Origin of the sequence: Sporosarcina sp. FSL K6-3508 (assembly GCF_038615825.1) — a bacterium.
GTDB classification, from domain to species: Bacteria; Bacillota; Bacilli; order Bacillales_A; family Planococcaceae; genus Sporosarcina; species Sporosarcina newyorkensis.
Map to the genome: position 1 here is coordinate 1,183,618 of NZ_CP152016.1, position 22,783 is coordinate 1,206,400.

The 22,783-nt window shown below is 44.1% G+C and carries 21 protein-coding genes and 1 pseudogene; 21 read left to right on the forward strand and 1 reads right to left on the reverse strand.

Annotated features, from left to right (window positions below; all coding sequences use genetic code 11):
• Positions 1-63 precede the first annotated feature (63 nt).
• The 10 genes and pseudogenes from def (at position 64) to MKX97_RS05505 (ending at position 8,150) form a co-directional block, all read left to right on the forward strand.
• A complete protein-coding gene (gene def / locus MKX97_RS05460; RefSeq protein ID WP_078817785.1) occupies positions 64-555 on the forward strand; it encodes a peptide deformylase in 492 nt (163 codons plus the stop codon).
• Positions 552-1,490, forward strand: coding sequence for a methionyl-tRNA formyltransferase (fmt, locus tag MKX97_RS05465; RefSeq protein WP_342537145.1), 939 nt, complete (start codon positions 552-554; stop codon positions 1,488-1,490). The genes def and fmt overlap by 4 nt, the downstream gene beginning before the upstream one ends.
• A complete protein-coding gene (gene rsmB / locus MKX97_RS05470) occupies positions 1,487-2,827 on the forward strand; it encodes a 16S rRNA (cytosine(967)-C(5))-methyltransferase RsmB (RefSeq protein ID WP_342537146.1) in 1,341 nt (446 codons plus the stop codon). Before fmt ends, rsmB begins: the two co-directional genes overlap by 4 nt.
• A gap of 29 nt (positions 2,828-2,856) precedes the next feature.
• Positions 2,857-3,615, forward strand: coding sequence for a Stp1/IreP family PP2C-type Ser/Thr phosphatase (locus MKX97_RS05475; RefSeq protein WP_078817782.1), 759 nt, complete (start codon positions 2,857-2,859; stop codon positions 3,613-3,615).
• Complete coding sequence (gene pknB / locus MKX97_RS05480) at positions 3,612-5,582, forward strand: Stk1 family PASTA domain-containing Ser/Thr kinase (protein WP_342537147.1); 1,971 nt, start codon at positions 3,612-3,614, stop codon at positions 5,580-5,582. Before MKX97_RS05475 ends, pknB begins: the two co-directional genes overlap by 4 nt.
• A 12-nt stretch (positions 5,583-5,594) precedes the next feature.
• Positions 5,595-6,476: a ribosome small subunit-dependent GTPase A gene (gene rsgA, locus MKX97_RS05485; protein ID WP_342537148.1), complete on the forward strand. Its 882-nt coding sequence runs from the start codon at positions 5,595-5,597 to the stop codon at positions 6,474-6,476.
• A 2-nt stretch (positions 6,477-6,478) separates the two neighbouring features.
• A complete protein-coding gene (gene rpe / locus MKX97_RS05490) occupies positions 6,479-7,147 on the forward strand; it encodes a ribulose-phosphate 3-epimerase (protein WP_342537149.1) in 669 nt (222 codons plus the stop codon).
• A complete protein-coding gene (locus MKX97_RS05495) occupies positions 7,144-7,797 on the forward strand; it encodes a thiamine diphosphokinase (RefSeq protein ID WP_078817778.1) in 654 nt (217 codons plus the stop codon). The genes rpe and MKX97_RS05495 overlap by 4 nt, the downstream gene beginning before the upstream one ends.
• A gap of 13 nt (positions 7,798-7,810) precedes the next feature.
• Positions 7,811-7,878, forward strand: a pseudogene (gene spoVM, locus MKX97_RS05500) (stage V sporulation protein SpoVM); the annotation flags it as partial.
• 14 nt (positions 7,879-7,892) lie between these two features.
• The gene (locus tag MKX97_RS05505; protein WP_342537537.1) at positions 7,893-8,150 is read left to right on the forward strand and encodes a hypothetical protein; all 258 of its coding nucleotides are present in this window, start codon (positions 7,893-7,895) and stop codon (positions 8,148-8,150) included.
• A gap of 170 nt (positions 8,151-8,320) precedes the next feature.
• Here the strand turns inward: MKX97_RS05505 and rpmB are convergent, their stop codons facing one another.
• Complete coding sequence (rpmB, locus tag MKX97_RS05510; protein ID WP_078817777.1) at positions 8,321-8,509, reverse strand: 50S ribosomal protein L28; 189 nt, start codon at positions 8,507-8,509, stop codon at positions 8,321-8,323.
• A gap of 213 nt (positions 8,510-8,722) precedes the next feature.
• Between rpmB and MKX97_RS05515 the strand changes: the two genes are divergently transcribed.
• The 11 genes from MKX97_RS05515 (at position 8,723) to ftsY (ending at position 22,754) form a co-directional block, all read left to right on the forward strand.
• Complete coding sequence (locus tag MKX97_RS05515; RefSeq protein WP_340758533.1) at positions 8,723-9,085, forward strand: Asp23/Gls24 family envelope stress response protein; 363 nt, start codon at positions 8,723-8,725, stop codon at positions 9,083-9,085.
• 18 nt (positions 9,086-9,103) lie between these two features.
• On the forward strand, positions 9,104-10,762 hold the full coding sequence (locus MKX97_RS05520; protein WP_342537150.1) for a DAK2 domain-containing protein: 1,659 nt from the start codon (positions 9,104-9,106) through the stop codon (positions 10,760-10,762).
• A gap of 91 nt (positions 10,763-10,853) precedes the next feature.
• On the forward strand, positions 10,854-12,917 hold the full coding sequence (gene recG / locus MKX97_RS05525; protein WP_342537484.1) for an ATP-dependent DNA helicase RecG: 2,064 nt from the start codon (positions 10,854-10,856) through the stop codon (positions 12,915-12,917).
• 530 nt (positions 12,918-13,447) lie between these two features.
• On the forward strand, positions 13,448-14,023 hold the full coding sequence (fapR, locus tag MKX97_RS05530; RefSeq protein ID WP_009765546.1) for a transcription factor FapR: 576 nt from the start codon (positions 13,448-13,450) through the stop codon (positions 14,021-14,023).
• A 1-nt stretch (position 14,024) separates the two neighbouring features.
• On the forward strand, positions 14,025-15,017 hold the full coding sequence (gene plsX / locus MKX97_RS05535; RefSeq protein ID WP_078817773.1) for a phosphate acyltransferase PlsX: 993 nt from the start codon (positions 14,025-14,027) through the stop codon (positions 15,015-15,017).
• A complete protein-coding gene (fabD, locus tag MKX97_RS05540; RefSeq protein ID WP_342537151.1) occupies positions 15,014-15,958 on the forward strand; it encodes an ACP S-malonyltransferase in 945 nt (314 codons plus the stop codon). Before plsX ends, fabD begins: the two co-directional genes overlap by 4 nt.
• Complete coding sequence (gene fabG, locus MKX97_RS05545; RefSeq protein ID WP_078817771.1) at positions 15,958-16,704, forward strand: 3-oxoacyl-[acyl-carrier-protein] reductase; 747 nt, start codon at positions 15,958-15,960, stop codon at positions 16,702-16,704. The genes fabD and fabG overlap by 1 nt, the downstream gene beginning before the upstream one ends.
• Positions 16,705-16,818: 114 nt before the next feature.
• Positions 16,819-17,058 carry an acyl carrier protein gene (locus MKX97_RS05550; protein WP_040758847.1) on the forward strand — a complete coding sequence of 80 codons (240 nt, stop codon included), beginning with the start codon at positions 16,819-16,821 and terminating at the stop codon, positions 17,056-17,058.
• Positions 17,059-17,387: 329 nt separating this feature from the next.
• A complete protein-coding gene (rnc, locus tag MKX97_RS05555; RefSeq protein WP_009765541.1) occupies positions 17,388-18,155 on the forward strand; it encodes a ribonuclease III in 768 nt (255 codons plus the stop codon).
• Between the two features lie 2 nt (positions 18,156-18,157).
• Complete coding sequence (gene smc / locus MKX97_RS05560; protein ID WP_342537152.1) at positions 18,158-21,718, forward strand: chromosome segregation protein SMC; 3,561 nt, start codon at positions 18,158-18,160, stop codon at positions 21,716-21,718.
• 13 nt (positions 21,719-21,731) lie between these two features.
• Positions 21,732-22,754, forward strand: coding sequence for a signal recognition particle-docking protein FtsY (ftsY, locus tag MKX97_RS05565; RefSeq protein WP_078817769.1), 1,023 nt, complete (start codon positions 21,732-21,734; stop codon positions 22,752-22,754).
• The last annotated feature ends 29 nt before the right edge of the window (positions 22,755-22,783 follow it).

Here is a 22,783-nt window from a genome sequence, read left to right on the forward strand (position 1 = left end):
AAGTGCAAAGCGCCGTTTAGCTTCGACAGGCACTGAACGTAACTACAGAAATGAGGAATAATTTTGGCTATATTAGAAATCGTAAAACACCCGTCTCCGATTTTGACGGCACCATGTGAGGAAGTCACAGTCTTTGATGAAGAGCTGGGTACGTTACTGGATGATATGCATGAAACGATGATAGAAAATGATGGTGTAGGTTTGGCGGCACCGCAAATCGGAAAATCGATTCGCGTGGCAATTGTGGACTTTGATGAAGAACAAGATATCATCGAAATGATCAATCCAGTAGTGACTGCAACAGGAGGAGCTGAAGTGGATGTGGAAGGCTGCTTAAGTTTTCCTGGATTATTTGGTGAAGTAGAGAGACCTTTCCATGTCCGTATAGAAGCGCAGGAACGCGACGGCAGACTGTATGAACTAGAGGCGGAAGGTTATGAAGCGCGTGCGATTTTGCATGAGATCGATCATTTGAACGGCATTTTATTCGATAAGAAAATACAGCGGATTGTGGATCCTTCCGAGTTTGAAGAGGATGAGGAGGGCGACGAATGACGAAAATTATTTTCATGGGAACACCTCAATTTTCTGTGCCCGTCCTGACGATGCTTCACGATGAAGGCTACGATATATTAGCAGTAGTAACCCAACCCGATCGCCCGGTTGGCCGGAAGAGAGTATTGACTCCGCCGCCTGTAAAAGAAGAAGCGTTACGCCTTGGGTTACCTGTCATTCAGCCGGAAAAGCTAAAAGGATCCGCTGAGCTTCAGGAAATCATCAGTTTGCAGCCGAAGTTAATTATTACGGCAGCATTTGGTCAATTGCTTCCTAAAGAGTTATTGGACGCACCAAAGCTTGGCTGTATCAATGTCCATGCGTCATTATTGCCGAAATACCGCGGGGGTGCACCGATTCATCAAGCGGTGCTGGACGGTGAAACTGAAACAGGCGTAACGATCATGTATATGGCGGAAAAATTGGATGCAGGAGATATCATTTCACAGACTGCTCTGCCGATCAAAGAAGATGACGATACAGGCAGTCTATTCACGAAGCTTTCTGCTGTGGGAACAACTTTATTGAAGAACACTTTGCCTTCGATCGTAAATGGTACGAATGAACGTACAGTTCAAGATGAAACGCAGGTGACGTTTGCGAAAAATATTTCGAGGGAACAGGAACGAATTGACTGGAAACGTTCTGCTCGTTCCGTTTTTAACCAAGTGAGAGGTTTACATCCATGGCCTGTAGCTTATTCGAAATTTGCGGATGACCAAGTGAAGATTTGGTGGGGGCGTGTTGAAGAACGGACGTCTGATGCGGTGCCGGGTGAAATTATAGCGTTGGAAAAAGACCGGATTATCGTCCAGACAGGTGATGGTGCGTTTGCCATTACCGACTTGCAGCCTGCGGGGAAAAAACGAATGACTGCCGCCGTTTTCTTAAATGGAATCGGATCCAAGTGGCAAGTGGGAGACCAGTTTGAATGACAAATTATAAGAAGAAAATTTGGCGTGGAAATGTACGTGACGCCGCCCTGTCGATCTTGATGGATATCGAAAACGAGCAAGCTTTCAGTAACTTATTGCTTCACAAGACAATTGAGTTATACGATCTTCCCCAAAAGGATCGGGCTTTGTTGACGGAATTGACATATGGGACATTGCAACAGCAAATGACATTGGATTATTATTTGGCACCTTATATTCGCGGGAAATTGCAACCGTGGGTTCGCCAATTATTGCGGATGTCCGTTTATCAAATTATCTATTTATCCAAAATCCCTCCGCACGCCGTTGTCAATGAAGCAGTGAAAATTGCAAACAAGCGAGGGCATAAGGGCGTCTCCTCTATGGTAAACGGGATTTTACGTTCGATTTTACGAGAAGGTGTTCCTTCTTTGGATGAAATTGAAGATCCGGTAGCCCGGCTGTCGATTGAGACGAGTCACCCAGAATGGTTGATCCGACGTTGGATTGAACAGTACGGCATGGAAGAAGCAACGGCTATTGCAGTTGTCAATAATTTGCCGCCTGTTACGACAGCGCGAATCAATTCAACGAAAACGAACAGAGGAGAAGTCATAGGGTTACTCAAGAAGGAAGGCGTACTTGCATCGCCGGGTAACTTGACTGACAGCAGTATTCAAGTAGAGTCAGGAAATTTAGCCTCTACGGAAGCATTTCAACAAGGACTGCTGACGGTTCAAGATGAAAGCTCCATGCTGCCAGCGTTAGCTTTACAAGTAGAACCGGGTATGAAAGTTCTCGATATGTGTGCGGCGCCTGGCGGTAAAACAACGCATATTGCCGAGCGTATGAAAGATGAGGGGGAAGTGCAAGCTCATGATCTTCATCCGCATAAATTACGTTTAATCGAGCAAAATGCTGAGCGGCTTGGCTTGACTTCCATTCACACAAATAGCGGGGACAGCAGAGAATTACTCTCAACCTATGAACCGCAATCATTTGATCGTGTACTGGTTGATGCGCCTTGCAGCGGTTTAGGAGTCATTCGAAGGAAACCAGAAATTAAATACAAAAAAACAGTGCAAGATATTGAAAATCTATCGGTTATTCAAAAAGATCTGCTCCAAGTTGCCAGCCAATTAGTGAAAAAAGGCGGTCGCTTGGTTTACAGCACCTGTACGATTGATAAAACAGAAAACCAGGCAATCGTCGAATGGTTTTTACGGGAGCAGCCGGATTTTGAACTTGTTCCTTTACACATCATCGATCAACCGACTGATAGCAGCTATTTACAGATCTTGCCGCATCAATACGAAAGTGACGGCTTCTTTGTGGCAGCTCTGCAAAAAAAGAACTGATCTGATGGAAAGGGAATGGGGGTTAGCTTATGGAATATGAGATTCGCTCAGATACTGGACGCAAGCGGACAGTAAATGAAGATGAGGCGGCTGTGTTCGTTCATCCTAAAAACAATACAGTGCTAGCCGTCATTGCAGATGGAATGGGGGGGCATAAAGGCGGCGACTTTGCCAGCTCTACTGCCGTACGAATGATTGGCGAGCAATTCATGTCGGCAAGTGACGATGTGGAGACGGAACAGGACTGGTATGATTTATTGTACGATACGGTCGTGGATATCAATCTGTTTTTATATACAAAAGCCCAGCAGGATGAAAGTTTTAAAGGTATGGGAACGACGCTTGACCTTGCGTTGATTTTAGGGGATCAATGCCTTGTTTTCCATGTAGGAGACAGCAGGATTTACCAAGTGACAGGCAAGGCTATACGGCAAATTACTAAGGATCATTCGTTCGTCAATATACTGATCGAAAGCGGAGAGATTACGGAACAGGAAGCAGAAGTGCATCCGCAGAGAAACTGGATTATGAAAGCGGTGGGCTCTGAAAAGTCGATTGTACCAGATTTGTATACCATTCCAGTGCCATCTCAATCGTACTTGTTGCTGTGCACAGATGGGTTAAGCAATAAAGTCGAAAAGGAACTGATGCTTGATATTATATTGCGTGACGTTTCATTGGCTGACAAAGTGGATACGTTCGTGGAGTTGGCAAATGAACGTGGCGGCGAAGATAATATTACGGCGATCTTACTGGAAATACCTGAAACCGAGGTGATTTCCACATGATCGGTAAACGGATTGGTAAACGATATGAAATTATCCGTGTGATCGGTGATGGAGGAATGTCAAGGGTTTATCTGGCACATGATATGATTCTTGATCGGGACGTGGCAATCAAAGTATTGCACTATGATTTTGCAAATGAAGAAGAATTGAAAAAGCGATTTCAAAGAGAAGCACTTTCAGCGACAAGTTTGACCCATCCTCATATCGTCAATATTTTTGATGTCGGCCAAGAAGATGAGCTTCATTACTTGGTAATGGAATACATACCAGGCCGGACGTTAAAAGAATATATACACACACACGGAGCATTATCTGCTGAACATGCTGTATCCATTATGCAGCAACTGGTGTCAGCGATCTCTCATGCCCATCATAATGGCATCGTCCATCGTGACATTAAACCGCAAAATGTTCTGATGAATGGTGAAGACGACGTCAAGATTACGGACTTTGGTATCGCGATGGCGCTGAACTCCACAGCACATACGAAAACGAATTCAGTTATTGGTACCGTTCATTATTTATCTCCTGAGCAGGCGCGGGGAGGCATGGCTACAAAGCGCTCGGATATTTATTCGTTAGGGATCGTTTTTTATGAATTGTTGACAGGAAAGCTTCCTTTTTCTGCGGAGACGGCTGTTGCTATTGCGCTGAAGCATTTGCAGGAAGAGACGCCTTCTGTACGGGAGCAGCTTCCTGAAATTCCGCAAACTGTGGAGAATGTCATTTTGAAAGCGACCGCGAAGGATGCCAACTATCGATACGCCACAGCCGATGAAATGTACGATGACCTATTAACGGTCTTTTCACCGGAACGTGCGAATGACAAGAAATTTACATTGCCTTTTGATGATGATCGAACGGTAGCGATTCCAATCGTGAAAGACACTTCGAAATTCGATAATGTGGAAAATACCGTAAAACACACACCGCCAGCAGTGGAACCGGTTCCGCCGGATGAGAAGAAAAAGAAAAAGAAAAAGAAGAAATGGCCACTTATTGTGGGAGCAAGCCTTCTGGTCATTGCCTTACTTGCAGTGGTGCTGACGATGTGGCTGAAACCTAAAGAAATTATCGTTCCTGAAGTAATAGGTGAGGAAGAACTAGCCGCAACGGAGCTGCTAGAAAAAGAAGGTTTTGTCATAGATGAACGATTGGAAGAAACGTCTGATGAATTCAACGCAGGTCAGGTCATCAAAACGATACCGGAAGCCGGCAAGAAGCGAAAAGAGGGAGACGGCGTTAAACTGTTTGTCAGTATAGGTAAAGATAAAATGAAACTGCTCAACTATGTCGGCCGCAGTTACGAAGCGACCGTGCAATTTCTGAAAAATTATGGGTTCGAGAAGATTACTCCAGTTGAAGAGTATTCTGACGAGCCCATAGGGACCATTATTGGACAGCAGCCAGAAGCCGATCAAGAAGTCGTTCCTGAAGATACGGAAATCATTTTTACGGTCAGTAAAGGAAAAGAGCTGCATTCGTTGAATGATTTAAGCGGTATGACAGAAAAACAATTAGAAAGCTACGCAAAAAGTGCAGTGCTTACTATTCATATTGTCAGCGGAGAATATTCGGAGACGGTTGAAAAAGGTCGTGTGATCTCTCAAAAACCTCCCAAAGGAACGAAGATGGATAAACATGAACGTGTCGATGTCGTCATGTCAAAAGGGGCTCCATCGAAACCCGTCAAACTGTTAGTGAAAACTATTACGATTCCATATGAAAATCCTGAAGATGAGGATGAATGGGAAGAGGGAGACGAACGAGAGCCTCAGAAAATTCAAATTTATATACAAGATCGCAAACATACAATGAACGATCCTGTAGAAGAATTTGAAATAACTGAAGATACTTCCCGTAAGATCACCATCGAGCTTGAGGAAGGTGAACGGGGCGGTTATAAAGTGTTGCGCAACCAGACCGTGATAGAAGAAGATAAATTTGACTATAAAGAGTTGAATTAAAGGAGGAGTTCGATGGCGGAAGGCCAAATTCGAAAAGCGATCAGCGGCTTCTATTATGTTGAACATAATGGTGAATTAATTCAGTGTAAGAGTCGGGGAGTTTTTCGGTTAAAAGGAATTAACCCACTTGTTGGCGATATGGTCACCTATACACCAGATGGTGAGAATGACGCGACCATCACAGATGTTCATCCAAGGAAAAGTGAACTTGTTAGACCACCCATAGCGAATGTGGACCAGGTACTACTAGTATTTTCCGTTGTAGAGCCAGATATGAGCCTTCGTTTGTTGGATCGTTTTCTCTCTGTTATTGAATCGCACCGTCTAGAACCAATTATTTATGTTTCAAAGGAAGATTTAGCGAACCAGCAGACAATAGCTGAAAATGAAGGGAATTTAGCCTATTATCGGCGTATTGGTTATACCGTATTGCGTAATGTGGGCAACGAAGAGCCGTTGATTGAAGTACTGCGCCCCTATTTAAATGGCAAAACAACCGTGCTTGCAGGTCAGTCAGGGGTTGGAAAATCGACGTTGCTCAATACGATTCTCCCCGAGTTGGAGTTGAAGACAGGAGTCATCTCAGACGCACTTGGGCGTGGTAAACATACGACGCGCCATGTAGAACTGCTTGAAATTGCGGATGGATTGGTTGCCGATACACCAGGCTTTAGTTCACTGGATTTCGAACACATTGAAAAAGAAGAATTACGAGATTGTTTTGTAGAGATATCGGAAGCCGGTGAAGGATGTAAATTCCGGGGCTGCCTTCATGTCAAGGAGCCTGGCTGCACGGTGAAAGCGCAGGTGGAAGAAGGAACGATCTCTGAAGCGCGTTACAAGAATTACTTACTGTTCTTACAAGAAATTATGGATCGAAAGCCGAGGTATTGATCATGGTAAAAATTGCGCCATCTATTTTAGCAGCTGATTTTTCAAAGCTGGGAGAAGAAGTAAAGGAAGTAGAAAAAGCGGGTGCGGAGCTCATCCATATCGACGTGATGGACGGTCATTTTGTACCGAATATTACGATGGGTCCTATAGTTGTCGAAGCGCTGCGCCCTTTAACGAAATTACCATTGGATGTTCATTTGATGATCGAGAATCCAGATGCGTATATCGAAAGTTTTGCTAAAGCAGGTGCAGATTATATTACGGTACACGTAGAGGCATGCCGTCACTTGCACAGAACCTTGCAATTGATCAAATCAACAGGCGCTAAACCTGGCGTTGTATTGAATCCGCATACGCCTGTTGAGCAGATCATGCATGTTTTGGAAGACGTTGATATGGTATTGTTTATGACGGTCAATCCAGGATTTGGCGGACAGTCATTTATTGAATCTGTCGTGCCAAAAGTAAAGCAACTGTCAGAAATTATTTCAGCACGCGGTCTTTCTATTGAAATTGAGATCGATGGCGGTATCAATGAAGAGACCATCAAGCCATGTGTTGAAGCTGGAGCAACCATTTTCGTTGCAGGCTCTGCAATCTACAATCAAAAAGATCGTGCAAAGGCATTGCAAGCAATAAAATCTGCTGGTGAGAGTGTGATGCAAAAATGAAATATGCCATTATTTGTGCGGCAGGTCCCATTGAGGAAGTCGTAGATTTGGCAGAATATGATCAGCAGGACACGGTCTATATCGGTGTGGACCGTGGTGCTCTTTATTTATTGGAAAAAGGAATTCAACCGCATGAAGCAGTGGGAGACTTTGACTCCGTGTCAAAAGAGCAATTCGAAAAAATCACTTCAGCGGTGGAAATCGTGCATCGTGTCAACGAAGAAAAAGATGAGACTGATACGGAATTGGCTGTACAGCGAGCCCTGACGTATGATCCGGATTATATCATATTGACTGGCGTGACGGGCGGCAGATTGGATCACCTGCAATCTGCTTTACATTTATTATATAGGGTGCAATCAGAGCATCGCAGAGTGAAATTTAAAATTCACAACACAACCAATGATATCCGTGTCATGTTGCCGGGTGTACGACGTGTAAAAAAAGATGAGCGTTACCCATACACTTCTTTTTTCTCGTTTGGGCCTGTGGTGACAGGATTGACGTTGACTGGGTTTAAATACGAAACAGTGAATGAACGGTTGGAAATCGGCACGACTCGATTCACAAGTAATGAAACGGTGGCGGATGTTTGTACTATCTCTTTCCGAGACGGCATATGCTTAATGGTAAGGAGTTCAGATTCCTGAAAGGAGTGGGGATTTGCGAGTATATACATTTACGCTACCGAAATTCGTTAGCAATATTGTCAGAAAGTGCGCAGTCGCGTTCCAGAAGGACGGCCGTGCGAAATCAACAGTTGCAACGAATAGTAAAGTCAGCAAGTCAAAGAGACGTAAAAAAGAAAAAACACAAGGCGCCTAATTTAGGTGCCTTGTGTTTTTTCTTTTTGCCGAAAGCAAAAAGCGCCTTTATGATAATCCCTCCAACATCTGTCGAGGCTACCCGGCGCTTTCAGCATTTGATTCGTCCAGCTTCAGGTGGCAGCCGCTCGGGACACTTCGGACTTAAAGATAAAGGCAAAGAACGCCTTTATTTTTAAGTCCTCCAGTGCCTGTCGCGGCTAGACGCCACCTTCAGCTTTAAGTTCACATCCAGCTTCAAGCGCCAGCCTCTCGGAGCGTTTCGAAATTGCCAGAAAGGCAAAAAGCGCCTTTATGGCAATTCCTCCAACGTCTGTCGAGGCTACCCGGCGCTTTCAGCATTTGATTATTATACTCGTTGTACTTTGCCTGATTTTAGAGCTCTTGCAGATACCCAAACACGTTTAGGTTTGCCGTCTACTAAGATTCTAACTTTTTGAAGGTTTGCTCCCCAAGTGCGTTTGCTTGAGTTCAGAGCGTGTGAACGAGAGTTTCCAGAACGTGCTTTACGTCCAGTGATAACACATTGTTTAGCCATTTTAGTACCTCCTCGTGAATTATTTAGCGATTCACGTTACAATTCGCATACCATAGTACTTTATCATAAGCGGGAGATCGATGCAACATTTTTTTAGGAGACCTTCAAGCTTTTTTCCTTTACACTATAATTCAGCGACAACAATGCTTTCTTTCTTGATAAATTACCGTATAATGTACGTATATGAGTGAAAAGAGTTGGGAGGAGAAGAGGATGTCAATCGAACTGAAAAATGAACATGGAACTATCGATATTACGAATGACGTAATTGCCCAAGTCGTCGGTGAGGCTGCGATCGAGTGTTACGGAATTGTGGGAATGGCTTCACAACACCAAATTCGTGACGGACTTACAGAAATTCTCCGAAAAGAAAACTTTGCTCGCGGGGTGATTGTACGTAACGAAGGGAATGCTTTTCATATCGATATGTATGTCATCATGAGCTATGGTACGAAAATTACTGAAGTGGCCTATCAAGTACAATCGAAAGTACAATATACAGTTAAGAAAGTATTAGGTCTCACAGTAAGTTCAGTAAATATTTTTGTTCAAGGAGTTCGGGTAACGAACGTGTAGAAGGAGGCCTTTGAGTTAATGAGTTCAATAAATGGATTGCAATTTGCGAAGATGGTGGAAATGGGTGCACATCACCTTCACCAGAATGCGGATTATGTGGATTCTTTAAACGTATTCCCTGTACCAGACGGTGATACAGGGACGAATATGAATTTATCCATGACTTCAGGTGCGAAAGAAACAGGCTTGAACGCACAGGAACATATCGGCATGACTGCCCAAGCTTTCTCTAAAGGTCTGTTGATGGGTGCTCGCGGAAACTCAGGTGTGATTTTATCTCAGCTATTCCGCGGATTCAGCAAACAGATTGAAAGCGAATCGGAAGTTAATGTAGAGCAATTTGCAGAAGCCCTTCAATACGGTGTTGAAACTGCCTATAAAGCAGTCATGAAGCCGGTAGAAGGAACAATTTTGACAGTAGCAAAAGATGCCGCGAATGCAGCAGTTTCTCATAAAGAACAAGCGGCAGATCTAACAGAATTAATGGAAATCATTGTTGAAGAAGCGAAGGCTTCTTTAAAAAGAACGCCTGATCTATTGCCAGTATTGAAGGAAGTAGGGGTAGTGGACAGTGGTGGACAAGGCCTTGTGTATGTGTATGAAGGCTTTTTGGCTTGTTTAAAAGGTGAAGACTTGCCTGCAAAGACCGTTGTCCATTCCATGGAAGACTTAGTCAAGACAGAACATCATCGCAGTGTGCAAAGTTTCATGAACACCGAAGATATTGAGTTTGGTTATTGTACGGAGTTTATGGTGAAATTGGATGCGGACAAGCTGCATGAGAAACCATTTGATGAAGATACTTTCCGCCAAGATCTGAGTGAGTTGGGTGATTCATTGCTTGTTATATCCGACGATGAAGTGGTGAAAGTACATATTCATACAGAAGAGCCGGGAGAAGCTTTGTCTTATGGGCAGAAATACGGTTCATTGACAAAGATGAAAATAGAGAATATGCGCGAACAGCACAGTGATATTATGGAGCGTGACAGCATTCCGACAGCTACTCCTAAACAGCAACACAAGTATGCTATCGTCACAGTTTCGATGGGTTCAGGAATCGCTGAGCTTCTAAAGAGTATCGGTGCATCCGCTGTCATTGAAGGCGGACAGACGATGAATCCTTCTACTGAAGATATTATCAAAGCGATAGAAGAGATTGGTGCAGAAAAGGTATTGATCCTGCCGAATAATAAAAATGTTATTATGGCAGCTGAGCAGGCAGCGGATGTTTTGTCTATTGAAGCAGCGGTCGTGCCTACCAAATCTGTACCTGAAGGATTGGCGGCAATATTAGCATTCAATCCGGAAGCGACAGTTGAAAAGAATGCGCAGACTATGAAGGAAGCTGCTTCTTCTGTTAAGACAGGACAGGTCACATATGCGGTACGGGATACTTCTATTGACGGAGTGACGATTCAAAAAGATGATTTCATAGGAATTGCTCAAGGTAAAATCACAAGTTCAGCTCCTTCATTGGATGACGTGACAAAAAGCCTGGCAGCCTCATTGATTGATGAGGACGATGAAATCGTCACGATTATTTATGGAGAAGACGTTGCATCAGACGAAGCGGAAAAGATTGCTGCATATATCGAAGAGCAATTTGATTTCGTAGATGTGGAATTGTATGCAGGAAAACAACCGCTCTATCCGTATATTTTATCAGTTGAATAAAATGATGCGTTGTCCTTTTTTACAAGGGCAACGTTTTTATTTTCCAGCTTTTTCGTGGTAAACTAAAAAAGAAGAACATCCGTTTTCTAACCTGCGTAGAAAGGAGGAGTTTCGGGTGGAAAATATACTGCAAAATAGTGTCGGCACAGTGAAAGGTATCGGAAAGACCACTACTGAACAATTTCAAAAGCTGGGTATTGTGACGATTGAAGAATTACTGTACACATTTCCTTACAGGCATGAAGATTTCAGAATGACCGACTTGACGGAAACTCCGCATAACGAGCGGGTAACCGTTGAAGGACGAGTGGAGTCAGAACCCACCGTTTTTTATTCTGGAAAGAATCGTTCACGCCTTCAAATCCGTCTATTGGTTGGTCATCATTTAGTGAAGGCCATTTTTTTTAATCAACATTATTTAAAGGAACGTCTTTCGACTGGGATGAAAATCAATGTGACAGGTACTTGGGACAGAGGTCGCCAATCTATCACAGTTAACCGTTTGCATACAGGAGAGCAAATCGACTTTGAGCCGGTTTATAGCTTGAAAGGCGTCATGCATCAAAAAACATTCAGGCGATATATGCGAAATACTCTGGATGTTGCTGCAGGGGACCTTATCGAGACGTTGCCTGCTTCTATCATAGAAGAATACCGTCTTCCTACATTGGCGGAGGCGCTCGAAATGATTCATTTCCCGACAAAGCTGGAAGACGTCAAGCAAGCACGCAGAAGATTTGTTTATGAGGAATTATTGCTTTTTCAGTTGAAAATTCAAGGAATGAAGAAACTGCGAAAAGAGCAGGAACAAGGGCTTATTATCCAATATGACTTAGATTTACTGAAGAAATTCATCAAATCACTACCTTTTGAGTTAACCAACGCACAAAAAAGAGTCGTCAATGAGTTGTGTGCCGAATTAAAGGCACCGCTCCGTATGAATCGTTTGTTGCAAGGGGATGTTGGTTCAGGGAAGACAGCAGTAGCGGCTATCGCTTTATATGCAACGATTACAGCAGGTTTTCAAGGGGCGCTCATGGCCCCGACAGAGATTTTGGCTGAGCAGCATGCGGAGTTGCTGGCGGATTGGTTTGAACCGTTTGGCGTCACCGTGGCGTTTTTGGCCGGTTCTACAAAAGCGAAAGCTCGACGGGAATTGCTTGAAAAGTTAGAAGCAGGAGATATTGATTTGCTGATCGGCACACATGCTCTTATACAGCCTGAGGTTCAATTTTGTCGGCTGGGATTTGTCGTGACGGATGAACAGCACCGTTTTGGTGTAGAGCAACGGCGTGTATTGCGGGATAAAGGATTGAATCCTGATGTCTTGTTCATGACAGCGACTCCGATACCCCGGACACTTGCGATTACAGTCTTTGGTGAAATGGACGTCTCCATACTCGATGAATTGCCGGCAGGACGAAAAGAAATTGAGACACATTGGCTGAAAGAGGAGTCTTTGCTTCCGGTCTTGCAGAAGATGGAGAAGGAACTGCGGGCGGGTCGCCAGGCATATGTTATTTGCCCGCTTATTGAGGAATCCGATAAACTGGATGTCCAAAACGCGGTGGAAGTCCATGCTGAACTAAGCAATTATTTTGCTGGCCGTTACAATGTCGGCTTAATGCATGGCCGCTTACCTTCTGTTGAAAAAGATCAAGTAATGCGCTGTTTTAGTGAGGGAGAACTCAATATTTTAGTTTCTACCACTGTTGTCGAAGTGGGAGTCAATGTGCCGAACGCAACATTTATGCTGATCTATGATGCGACCAGGTTTGGACTAGCGCAACTGCATCAATTAAGAGGACGCGTTGGGCGCGGTTCAGATCAGTCGTATTGTGTCCTGCTCGCCAATCCCACATCTGAAGAAGGAAAAATGCGTATGCAGTCCATGACAGAGACGAATGATGGATTCGTTTTGGCTGAAAAAGATTTAGAACTGCGTGGAGCTGGGGACATTTTTGGGAAAAAGCAAAGCGGTATGCCGGAGTTCAAAGTAGCCGATTTGGTCCATGATTTTAAAGCGCTGTCGACTGCGCGGCAAGATGCAGAGCGTTTATTGAATTCGCCGCAGTTTTGGCACGGCGATGAGTTTGCAACATTGCGAAACCAGCTTGAACAGTCTGGAGCGTTAACGGAAAAAAGAATTGATTAAGGGAATGTCAGGCGTGTTGATTGACTGATTTTTAACATTTTCCTGCAAATTGCATTATAAATGCAACAAAAATTAAAAGAATGCAGTCGGCGAGTTCTTTTGGCCAAGTTGTTGTGGCACGGGTGTATCCATGGGGATTTCCGTTCCAGACGGTACGCTTTCCGGGGGGGGGGGTGGCTTTGAGCCTTCAGGAGTCGACCGTCTTACACTTCACTCCCTATTTTGTGTAGACTAGGCAATTCGACTTTCATTTGAAATTAGGAAAAACTAAATAATATCGCTTTTATTTTGGTCTTCTCCTTAAGAGTGAACACACTTTAACTCGCTACTTACAAGACAAAAGCCCTTGCGCTATCCAACAAGAAGTCGGGGGTTTGCTCGGAGGACAAATCCCGAGGAATACACCTTTTCCCACACTATTTCGTTCTTTTTCCAAAACAGCAAACAAATTCGTTAACCTCTTGCAATCTGTTAAACCTCTTTATATACTTAGTATTAATACCAAGTGCTAATCTGAAGGGGTGTAGCAATTGAAAGTTCCTAAGAAGGAGAGGCAACACTTATTAAGGAGCTTGCTTGACGAAGATCCTTTTTTAACGGATGAAGATATCGCCGGGCATTTTTCAGTGAGTGTTCAAACAGTTCGGCTGGATCGTCTTGAGTGCGGCATTCCTGAACTAAGAGAACGTCTGAAGTCCGTTGCTTCGCAGCATATGAAGGAAACAGTGAAGTCTTTGCAGACCGAAGAAATATTCGGAGAAATCATAGACGTGGAATTGGATGATAAAGCGCTCTCAATCTTTGATGTCACGGACGACCATGTCTTTAAACGCAACGGGATTGCTAGAGGACATCATTTATTCGCCCAGGCCAATTCGCTCGCCGTAGCTGTTTTGGATGACGATTTGGCTTTGACTGTTCGTTCTTCTTTACATTTTGCGAAACCCGTAAAGGCAGGAGACCGAGTCGTAGCTCGGGCAGTTGTGCGCCAAGAGACATTAAAAAATAAGAGTACGGTTGTTGATGTCATTTCTACAGTGGAAAGTGAACCTGTTTTTTCTGGAGAGTTTTTGATGTACCGTACTACAAAAAAGGCAGGTAAGTGACATGATTATAGCAGTGGACGCAATGGGCGGAGATCATGCTCCTGGAGAGATTATTAAAGGAGTATTACAAAGCCTGCATGCATTTGATGATATTTCAATACATATATTCGGTGATGAAGAGAAAATGGCACCCTTCTTAGAGGAGCATCCCCGCTTACAAGTAGTTCATTGTTCAGAAGTGATTGAACCTGACGATGAACCGGTGCGTGCGATACGGAAGAAGAAGGACGCTTCGATGGTTCGCATGGCTCAAGCGGTGAAAGATGGAGAAGCGCAGGCATGTGTCTCTGCCGGAAACACAGGGGCGCTCATGTCGGCAGGGTTATTCATTGTCGGTCGATTGGAAGGAATCCAAAGGCCGGCACTTGCGCCAACATTGCCGACCCTTGACGGCAAAGGTTTCGTACTGTTGGATGTAGGAGCGAATTCTGATAGTAAACCTGCACATTTGGTTCAATTTGCAGTTATGGGCAGTGTGTATGCCGAAAGAGTACGTGGCATTGAAAAGCCGCGTGTTGGGTTATTAAATATCGGAACAGAACCAGGTAAAGGAAATGACTTGACGAAACATGCATTTGAAGAACTGCAAAATGCACCGATTCATTTTATCGGCAACGTAGAATCTCGGGATTTGCTGAATGGGGCAGCAGATGTTGTCGTGACGGATGGGTTTACGGGGAATATGGTTCTGAAGACGATTGAAGGCACGGCATCTAACGTGTTCTCTATGTTGAAGGAAGTATTCATGTCCTCTTTCAAGACAAAGCTTGCTGCAGGATTAGTAAAAGATGACATGAAAAGTCTTAAACAAAAAATGGATTATTCCGAGTATGGCGGGGCGGGTCTATTCGGCTTGAATCATCCTGTGATCAAAGCACATGGATCTTCAAACGCCAATGCATTATTCAATGCAGTACGCCAAGCACGCACGATGGTACAATATCGTGTATGTGAAACAATTAGAGAAACACTTGGGGAGGAAGAGGAATCTTGAGTAAACTGGCATTTGTTTTCCCGGGACAAGGCTCTCAAGCCGTGGGGATGGGTAAGGAATTTGCGGAGAAGGATGAGGCGTGTAAACAGTTCTTGCAACAGGCTGATGCTGCACTTGGCTTTGAGTTGAGTAAACTGATCCTCGAAGGACCAGCAGATGATCTGACGCTGACCTATAATGCACAACCTGCACTTTTGACAGTCGGTGCGATGATTGCAGCGAAATTAGAGAGAGCTGGCATCATACCTGATTATTCAGCAGGCCATAGCCTTGGAGAATACACGGCACTTGTCGAATCAAAAGTACTTTCATTTGAAGATGCGGTAGTAGCAGTGCATAAACGAGGAAAATTCATGAATGAAGCAGTTCCGGCTGGAGAAGGAACAATGGCGGCGATTCTAGGCATGGACCGGGATGTGTTGGAGTCGATCACTCGTAATATTACAGAATCAGGGGATCCCGTTCAGCCCGCTAATCTTAATTGCCCAGGTCAAATTGTTATATCCGGTGCGAAAAAAGGTGTAGACAAAGCATGTGTCGCACTAAAAGAAGCCGGTGCAAAACGTGCATTACCTTTAAATGTCAGCGGGCCATTCCATTCGGTATTGATGCAGCCGGCTGCGGATGAGTTGCAAAAAACATTAGCTGATATCTTGATGAAAGATGCAGAAATTCCTGTAGTTGCCAATGTTACAGCAGATGTTGTGACCGAGCAGGCAGAAATTAAGCGCTTATTGGTTGAGCAATTGTATTCACCAGTTCGCTGGGAAGAATCAGTAGAAAGACTTCTTGAACTTGGCGTAACTCGTTTCATTGAATGCGGACCAGGAAAAGTACTCAGTGGATTGATCCGAAAGATCGACCGGACAGCAACAGTGTATCCGGTGTATGATGAAGCGTCATTGCAAAAAGTACTAGAAGAAGCGAAAGGGTGGGCGTAATGGGAAGATTCGATGAGAAAACAGCGGTCGTCACAGGTGCTTCCAGAGGGATCGGACGCACTGTTGCGTTACGTTTGGCATCAGAAGGCGCTAAAGTTGTCGTGAATTATAGCGGCAGTCAAGAAAAAGCAGAAGCTGTTGTGGAAGAGATACGTTCAGCTGGAGGAGAAGCATTTGCATTCCAGGCGAATGTCTCCGATGCCGATCAAGTGAAAGAAATGATGGATGAAGCTATCAAGCAATTTGGTTCCATCGATTTCCTCGTCAATAATGCAGGCATTACGCGTGATAATTTATTGATGCGCATGAAAGAGGATGAGTGGGATGATGTACTGGCTATTAATTTGAAAGGTGTCTTCCTTTGTACGAAAGCTGTCACTCGGCAAATGATGCGTCAGCGTGCAGGAAGAATCGTCAATTTAGCTTCAGTCGTTGGTGTCGTTGGAAACGCTGGACAAGCAAACTATGTTGCTGCAAAAGCTGGTGTTATTGGCCTGACGAAAACAACGGCGAAAGAATTGGCAGCCCGCAATATTCTAGTAAATGCGGTAGCGCCTGGATTTATTACAACGGATATGACAGACGAACTGGGCGAAGAGATGAAAGAACAGTTACTGTCGACTATTCCTTTAGGTAAGCTGGGCAGTGCTGAGGATGTTGCAGGCACAGTGGCGTTTTTGCTTTCCGATGAAGCGAAGTATATTACGGGCCAAACGATCAATGTCGATGGCGGCATGGTGATGTAAACGAATTAGTTCTTCGGATGCTTCAATCTATGGTTGCACTTTGAGGAGAGAAACCTCTATAATTCAATAGAAGTTATGAGGCGGACACTTGGCCTTTGAGAGGAGGTGACTATGTTGTCAACAGTACTTGAACGAGTAACAAAAGTAGTTGTCGACCGTCTAGGCGTCGATGAAAGCGAAGTAAAACCTGAAGCTTCTTTCCGGGAGGACTTAGGGGCTGATTCACTAGATGTAGTAGAGCTTGTTATGGAATTTGAAGATGAGTTTGAAACAGAAATTTCTGATGACGATGCAGAGAAAATTGCAACTGTCGGAGATGCAGTATCGTACATTAAAGAAAAAGTTGGCGAATGACCTTTTCGGTGAGACACTTTCGACCTTTCATCTGGGAGGTCGAAAGCGTCTCTTTTCTCATGCAAAAGCGTAAGACGCCGTTTAGCCCCGAGAGGCTGGCGTCTGAAACTAGATGATGCAAAAGCGGAGACGGCTGTTTAGCCCCGACAGGCGTTGGAAGACTGGCAATAAAGGCGCCTTTTGCCTTTACTGCCAGTCTGAAACGACCCGAGGGGCTAGCCGTTGCAGCTAGATGATACAAAAGCGGAGACGGCTAGCAGTTGCTGATTTTTATTACAAAAGGAACACAAAAAGTCAACACAGATTACAGATGAGAGGCAGAGTAGCTTATGAAAAATAAAAGACATTATAAAGAAGCATCATCCCATCCTTCATTGCCGCAAGCTGTTCGAGAGAAATTCAAAGCGCTTCAACAGCAATTAGGTGTACAATTCAAGGATGAAAATTTACTGTTTAACGCGTTTACGCACTCTTCTTACGTTAATGAACACCGCCGCAAAAAGTTTTCCGACAACGAGAGATTGGAGTTTTTAGGGGATGCCGTATTGGAACTGGGCGTCTCTAAATTTCTGTTTCGTACAGAACCGACAAAAAGTGAAGGTGAGCTGACGAAGCTGCGAGCCGCTATTGTATGTGAGCCATCACTCGTTAAGTTTTCCAATGAGCTCCATTTTGGTGACTATATTTTGCTTGGCAAAGGTGAAGAGCTGACAGGGGGAAGAATGCGTCCCGCGTTGCTGGCAGACGTATTTGAAGCATATATTGGCGCATTGTACTTGGATCAGGGCATGGAAGTGGTTGAAGAATTTCTAAAACGAATCGTTTTTCCGAAAATCAGTGTCGGAGCTTTTTCGCATGTGACAGATTATAAGAGTCGTTTGCAAGAATTGGTGCAGCAAAAGAATCATGGACCTCTTCAATATGAAGTGGTTGAGGAAAAAGGTCCTGCACATGCGAAAAAGTTTGTTACCGTAGTCAATCTTGATGACCAACAACTCGGTAAAGGAATTGGAAAGTCTAAAAAAGAAGCCGAACAGGAAGCTGCCCGTCGAGCGATCGAACAATTACAGTCGCAGATAGACGAAGGAGAGAACTGATCGTGTTTTTGAAGAAATTAGAGATTACAGGATTCAAGTCTTTTGCAGAGAAGATCCATATTGACTTTGTTCCTGGAGTCACAGCCATTGTCGGCCCAAACGGCAGTGGGAAAAGTAATATTATTGATGCCATTCGATGGGTGCTTGGCGAACAGTCAGTGAAATCTTTGCGTGGCAGTAAAATGGAGGACGTCATTTTTGCAGGAAGCGATTCTAGAAGAGGCGTCAATTTTGCGGAAGTCACGTTAATTTTAGATAATAGCCAAAATCTGTTTCCGCTCGACTATACAGAAATCAGTGTCACCCGCCGTGTTTTTCGTTCAGGAGAAAGTGCTTATTTGATCAACGGACAAGCCTGCCGACTAAAAGATATTACGTCCATGTTCATGGATTCAGGTTTGGGAAAAGAAGCATTTTCTATCATCTCTCAAGGCAGAGTCGATGAAATCCTGAATAGCCGTGCAGATGAACGCAGAAATGTCTTTGATGAAGCGGCAGGCGTATTGAAATATAAGACACGTAAGCTGCAAGCAGAACATAAACTTTTTGAGACCACAGATAACTTAGATCGAATCTTAGATATTCTGAAAGAAATCGATGATCGTCTTGGTCCTTTGGAAAAAGAAGCGACGGCTGCACGTCAAGCAGAGCATTTTCTGGCTGAACTTCGAGAGGCGGATGTTCGTTTATTAAACTATGATGCCTGGACACTTCGGCAACAAATTCTTGAAAAGTCAACAGCGATGAAAGCCGATGCAGATGAACAAATGAAATTGAATGGCCAATTGACTGAACGAGAGAAAGAGCTGGAACACGATAAGAAAAGCTTGCAGAAACTAGAGTCCACGCTTGAAAGTTTGCAAAACGAGTTAATAAATAAAACGTCTGAGGCGGAAAAATGGGAAGGCAGACGGTTGCTTTCCCTTGAAAAGAATCGGAATACAAAACAGCAACTCGATCGAATTCAGTCAGAGTTGCAATCAGCAGAAAAAAACAAACAGCTTACTGAAGAAAAATTACAGGCAATGCAATCAAAACAACAATTATTAAAAAAAGAGTTATCCCACGCGTCTAAGGATATCAATCAAGTGACTGGCATGCTGAATAGTTCGCTCAAGGAAACGGAACAACAGATCGACGATTTGAAGTCCGTTTATATTGAAAAACTGAATGAAGAAGCGACTTTACGCAATGAAGTGAAGCATGTGGAAGAGCGATTGCAAGGAGAAAAATCCTCAACTGAAAAAATCACTGTCCAAACTGCCCTACTCTCAGAACGCATGCAAGTATTAATCAAAGAACAACACGAAAAGAACCGGCAAAAAGAGAGTATTCAACAGCAGATTAATGAGATGGAACAGTCGGTTGAAAAATGTCTATTGCAGTTGAAAGAATCAGAAGAACTTCTAACTACGCAACAGCAGTTTTTGCAGCAAGCCGTGCGTAAACAGTCGGAAATGCAAGGAAGAATGCGGGCTCTTGAAAGTTTGGAAAAAGATCTTTCGGGATTTTATTCAGGTGTGAAAGAAGTGCTGCACGCGAAAAGTCAGCAACGTATTCAAGGAATTGAAGGGGCGGTAGTGGAGTTGATCTCGACTGAACCCGCTTACGCAAAGGCGATTGAAACAGCCCTTGGCGGTGCGATGCAGCATATCATTGCGGCAACGGAGCGCGATGCAAGGAAAGCGATCGGCTATTTGAAATCGAAAAACTTAGGTCGAGCGACATTCCTTCCGTTGGACATTATAAAACCGCGTGAGTTGCCGATGAACAGCAGACAGCTCTTAAGCCGTCAGCCAGGTTTTATCGGTACAGCATTTGAATTGACTCAGACAGCTGCGAAATATGAATCAATTGCCAAAAACTTATTAGGGCAAACGATTGTGGCGAATGACTTAAAAGAAGCAACGGCAATCGCCAAGGCCATTGGCTATCGATTTCGTATTGTCACGCTGGATGGGGATGTCGTCAACGCAGGAGGTTCTCTGACAGGCGGCGGTGCGAAAGGGCAGTCTACCTTGTTCTCACGGAAAGCGGAATTGGAAACAATCTCCGAACAGTTGCAACAAATGGATGAATCGATTCGGCAAGCAAATCATAAAATGTCGCGGACACGAGAGCAAGTTGGCGTGGGCCTACAGCGTCGTGATCAATTGCAGAAAACAATGGAAGAACTGCAACGGCAGAAAGCCATTGCGCATACTTCATTGCAGGAAACGGAGATGGAGATCCGTTCTGTCAAAATGGAGATATCGACCATTGAAATGGGCAGGAATGATACCGTATCTGCCGAAAAAGAATTAACGGGCAAAAAGGAAAGGCTCTCTGCACAGCATTCTGCAATCCAACATGAGCTGAATGAAATTACAGCCAAATTGGAAAGTTTAGAGCGTCTGGTAGAAAATCGCAGAGAAGAGCAAGAGGCATTACGACAGAAATTACATGAGCTGCAGCAAAAGAGCGCAGTCTTGAAAGAACAAAGTACCTATCAATCCAGTACGATTCAAGAAGCGCGTGATATGATGGTTGAGTTGGATCAGACGATCTTACGCCTGCGGGAAGAACAACGATATAACCAAGAGCATCTAGTCGGTACGGAACTTTCACCTGAAGAAATTGAAGCAAATATGAAACAGTCGAACACCGCAAAATTGCAGTTGGAAGAAACGATTGAAGTGGAGAGAGCGAAGCGGCTTCAGCAAACTGAGCTCGTCAATCAACATGAATCTCAGCTTAAGTTGCTTCGACAGCAGGTTCATACGATCAATGACCGATTGAATACGGTGAAAATCCAGTTGTCGAGGCTCGAGACACAGCATGAGACAGTGACGAATCGTTTAGATGAAGAATATGGTTTACTGCCAGATACCGCTTATTTAACAGATGAAACGGATATCCCGCAGCTTAGGACAGCGGTGGATTCTTATAAGCAGCAACTTGCGGATCTCGGTCCAGTCAATCCGAACGCGATTCAAGAGTTTGAAGAAGTTTCAGAACGTCATCAGTTTTTAAGTGCACAGCGTAATGATTTAGTCGAGGCAAGAAATACGTTGCAAGAAGCGATGTCTGAAATGGATCAAGAGATGAAGAGTCGCTTCCAGACAACGTTCGAAGCCATTCGAAGTCATTTCCATCGAGTGTTTCAAGATATGTTCGGCGGCGGTGAAGCGGATTTAATTCTGACGGATCCATCTAATTTGCTGACAACAGGAATCGATATTGTCGCACGTCCGCCAGGTAAGAAACTGCAAAATCTAAGTCTTCTTTCGGGCGGAGAGCGTGCATTAACCGTCATTTCACTGTTATTCTCCATTTTGGAAGTCCGCCCGGTACCATTTTGTATTTTGGATGAAGTGGAAGCCGCGCTGGATGAAGCGAACGTGGTGAGATATAGTAATTACTTGAAGAAGGTTTCAGAACAGACACAGTTTATCGTCATTACACATCGGAAAGGAACGATGGAAGGTGCGGATGTGCTGTATGGCGTCACTATGCAAGAATCTGGTGTATCCAAACTGTTATCTGTCAAACTTTCAGAAGTGGCAGAAGAAATCAGTAGCTAAGGAGTGGGGTTAATTGTCTTTTTTCAAGAAGCTGAAAGAAAAAATTACAGGTACCAATGAAGCCGTTACAGAGAAGTTTAAAGATGGTTTGACCAAAACACGCGATTCATTCACGTCGAAAGTCAATGACCTAGTCTCACGTTTCCGTGTGGTGGATGAGGAGTTCTTTGAAGAATTGGAAGAAGTGCTCTTGCAAGCAGACGTGGGCTTTGAAACAGTTATGGAATTGATTGATTTATTGAAGGATGAAGTGAAACGCAAAAATATAAAAGATACAACCGGCATGCAATCATTGATTTCTGAAAAGCTCGTGGAGATTTATAATGCGGGTGAAGAAATGTCTAATGAATTGAATATCGAAGAAGGCCGTTTAAATGTCATTTTAATGGTCGGTGTTAATGGTGTAGGGAAAACGACCACAATTGGTAAAATGGCAGCCCGTTTGCAAAAGGAAGGGAAAACCGTCATGCTCGCTGCAGGCGATACATTCCGTGCAGGCGCAATCGATCAGCTCGTTGTTTGGGGAGAACGGACAGGAGTTGAAGTCGTACGTCAGGCAGAAGGCTCCGACCCGGCTGCTGTTATATATGATGCAGTTAAATCTGCCAAAAAACGAAATGTTGATGTCTTAATTTGTGATACTGCAGGTCGTTTGCAAAACAAAGTGAACTTGATGAATGAGCTTGAAAAAGTGCATCGTGTCATTGGCCGCGAAATCGAAGGCGCGCCTCATGAAGTGTTGTTGGCACTCGATGCAACGACTGGACAAAATGCTTTAATTCAAGCTCAAACATTCAATGAAGCAACAAAAGTGACTGGCATCGTATTGACGAAACTTGATGGGACAGCGAAAGGCGGTATCGTCCTGGCAATCCGCAGCAAGCTGGATATTCCTGTGAAATTTGTTGGTCTTGGGGAAGGTATTGAAGACTTACAACCGTTCGATCCGGAAAAATATGTGTATGGTTTATTTGCAGATGGTCTGGAAATGGAAGATCGCGATGAAGAAGAGGCGGAAAACGAAGAAGACAAGTAAATATACTTGACAGACATGCGTGTGAACGC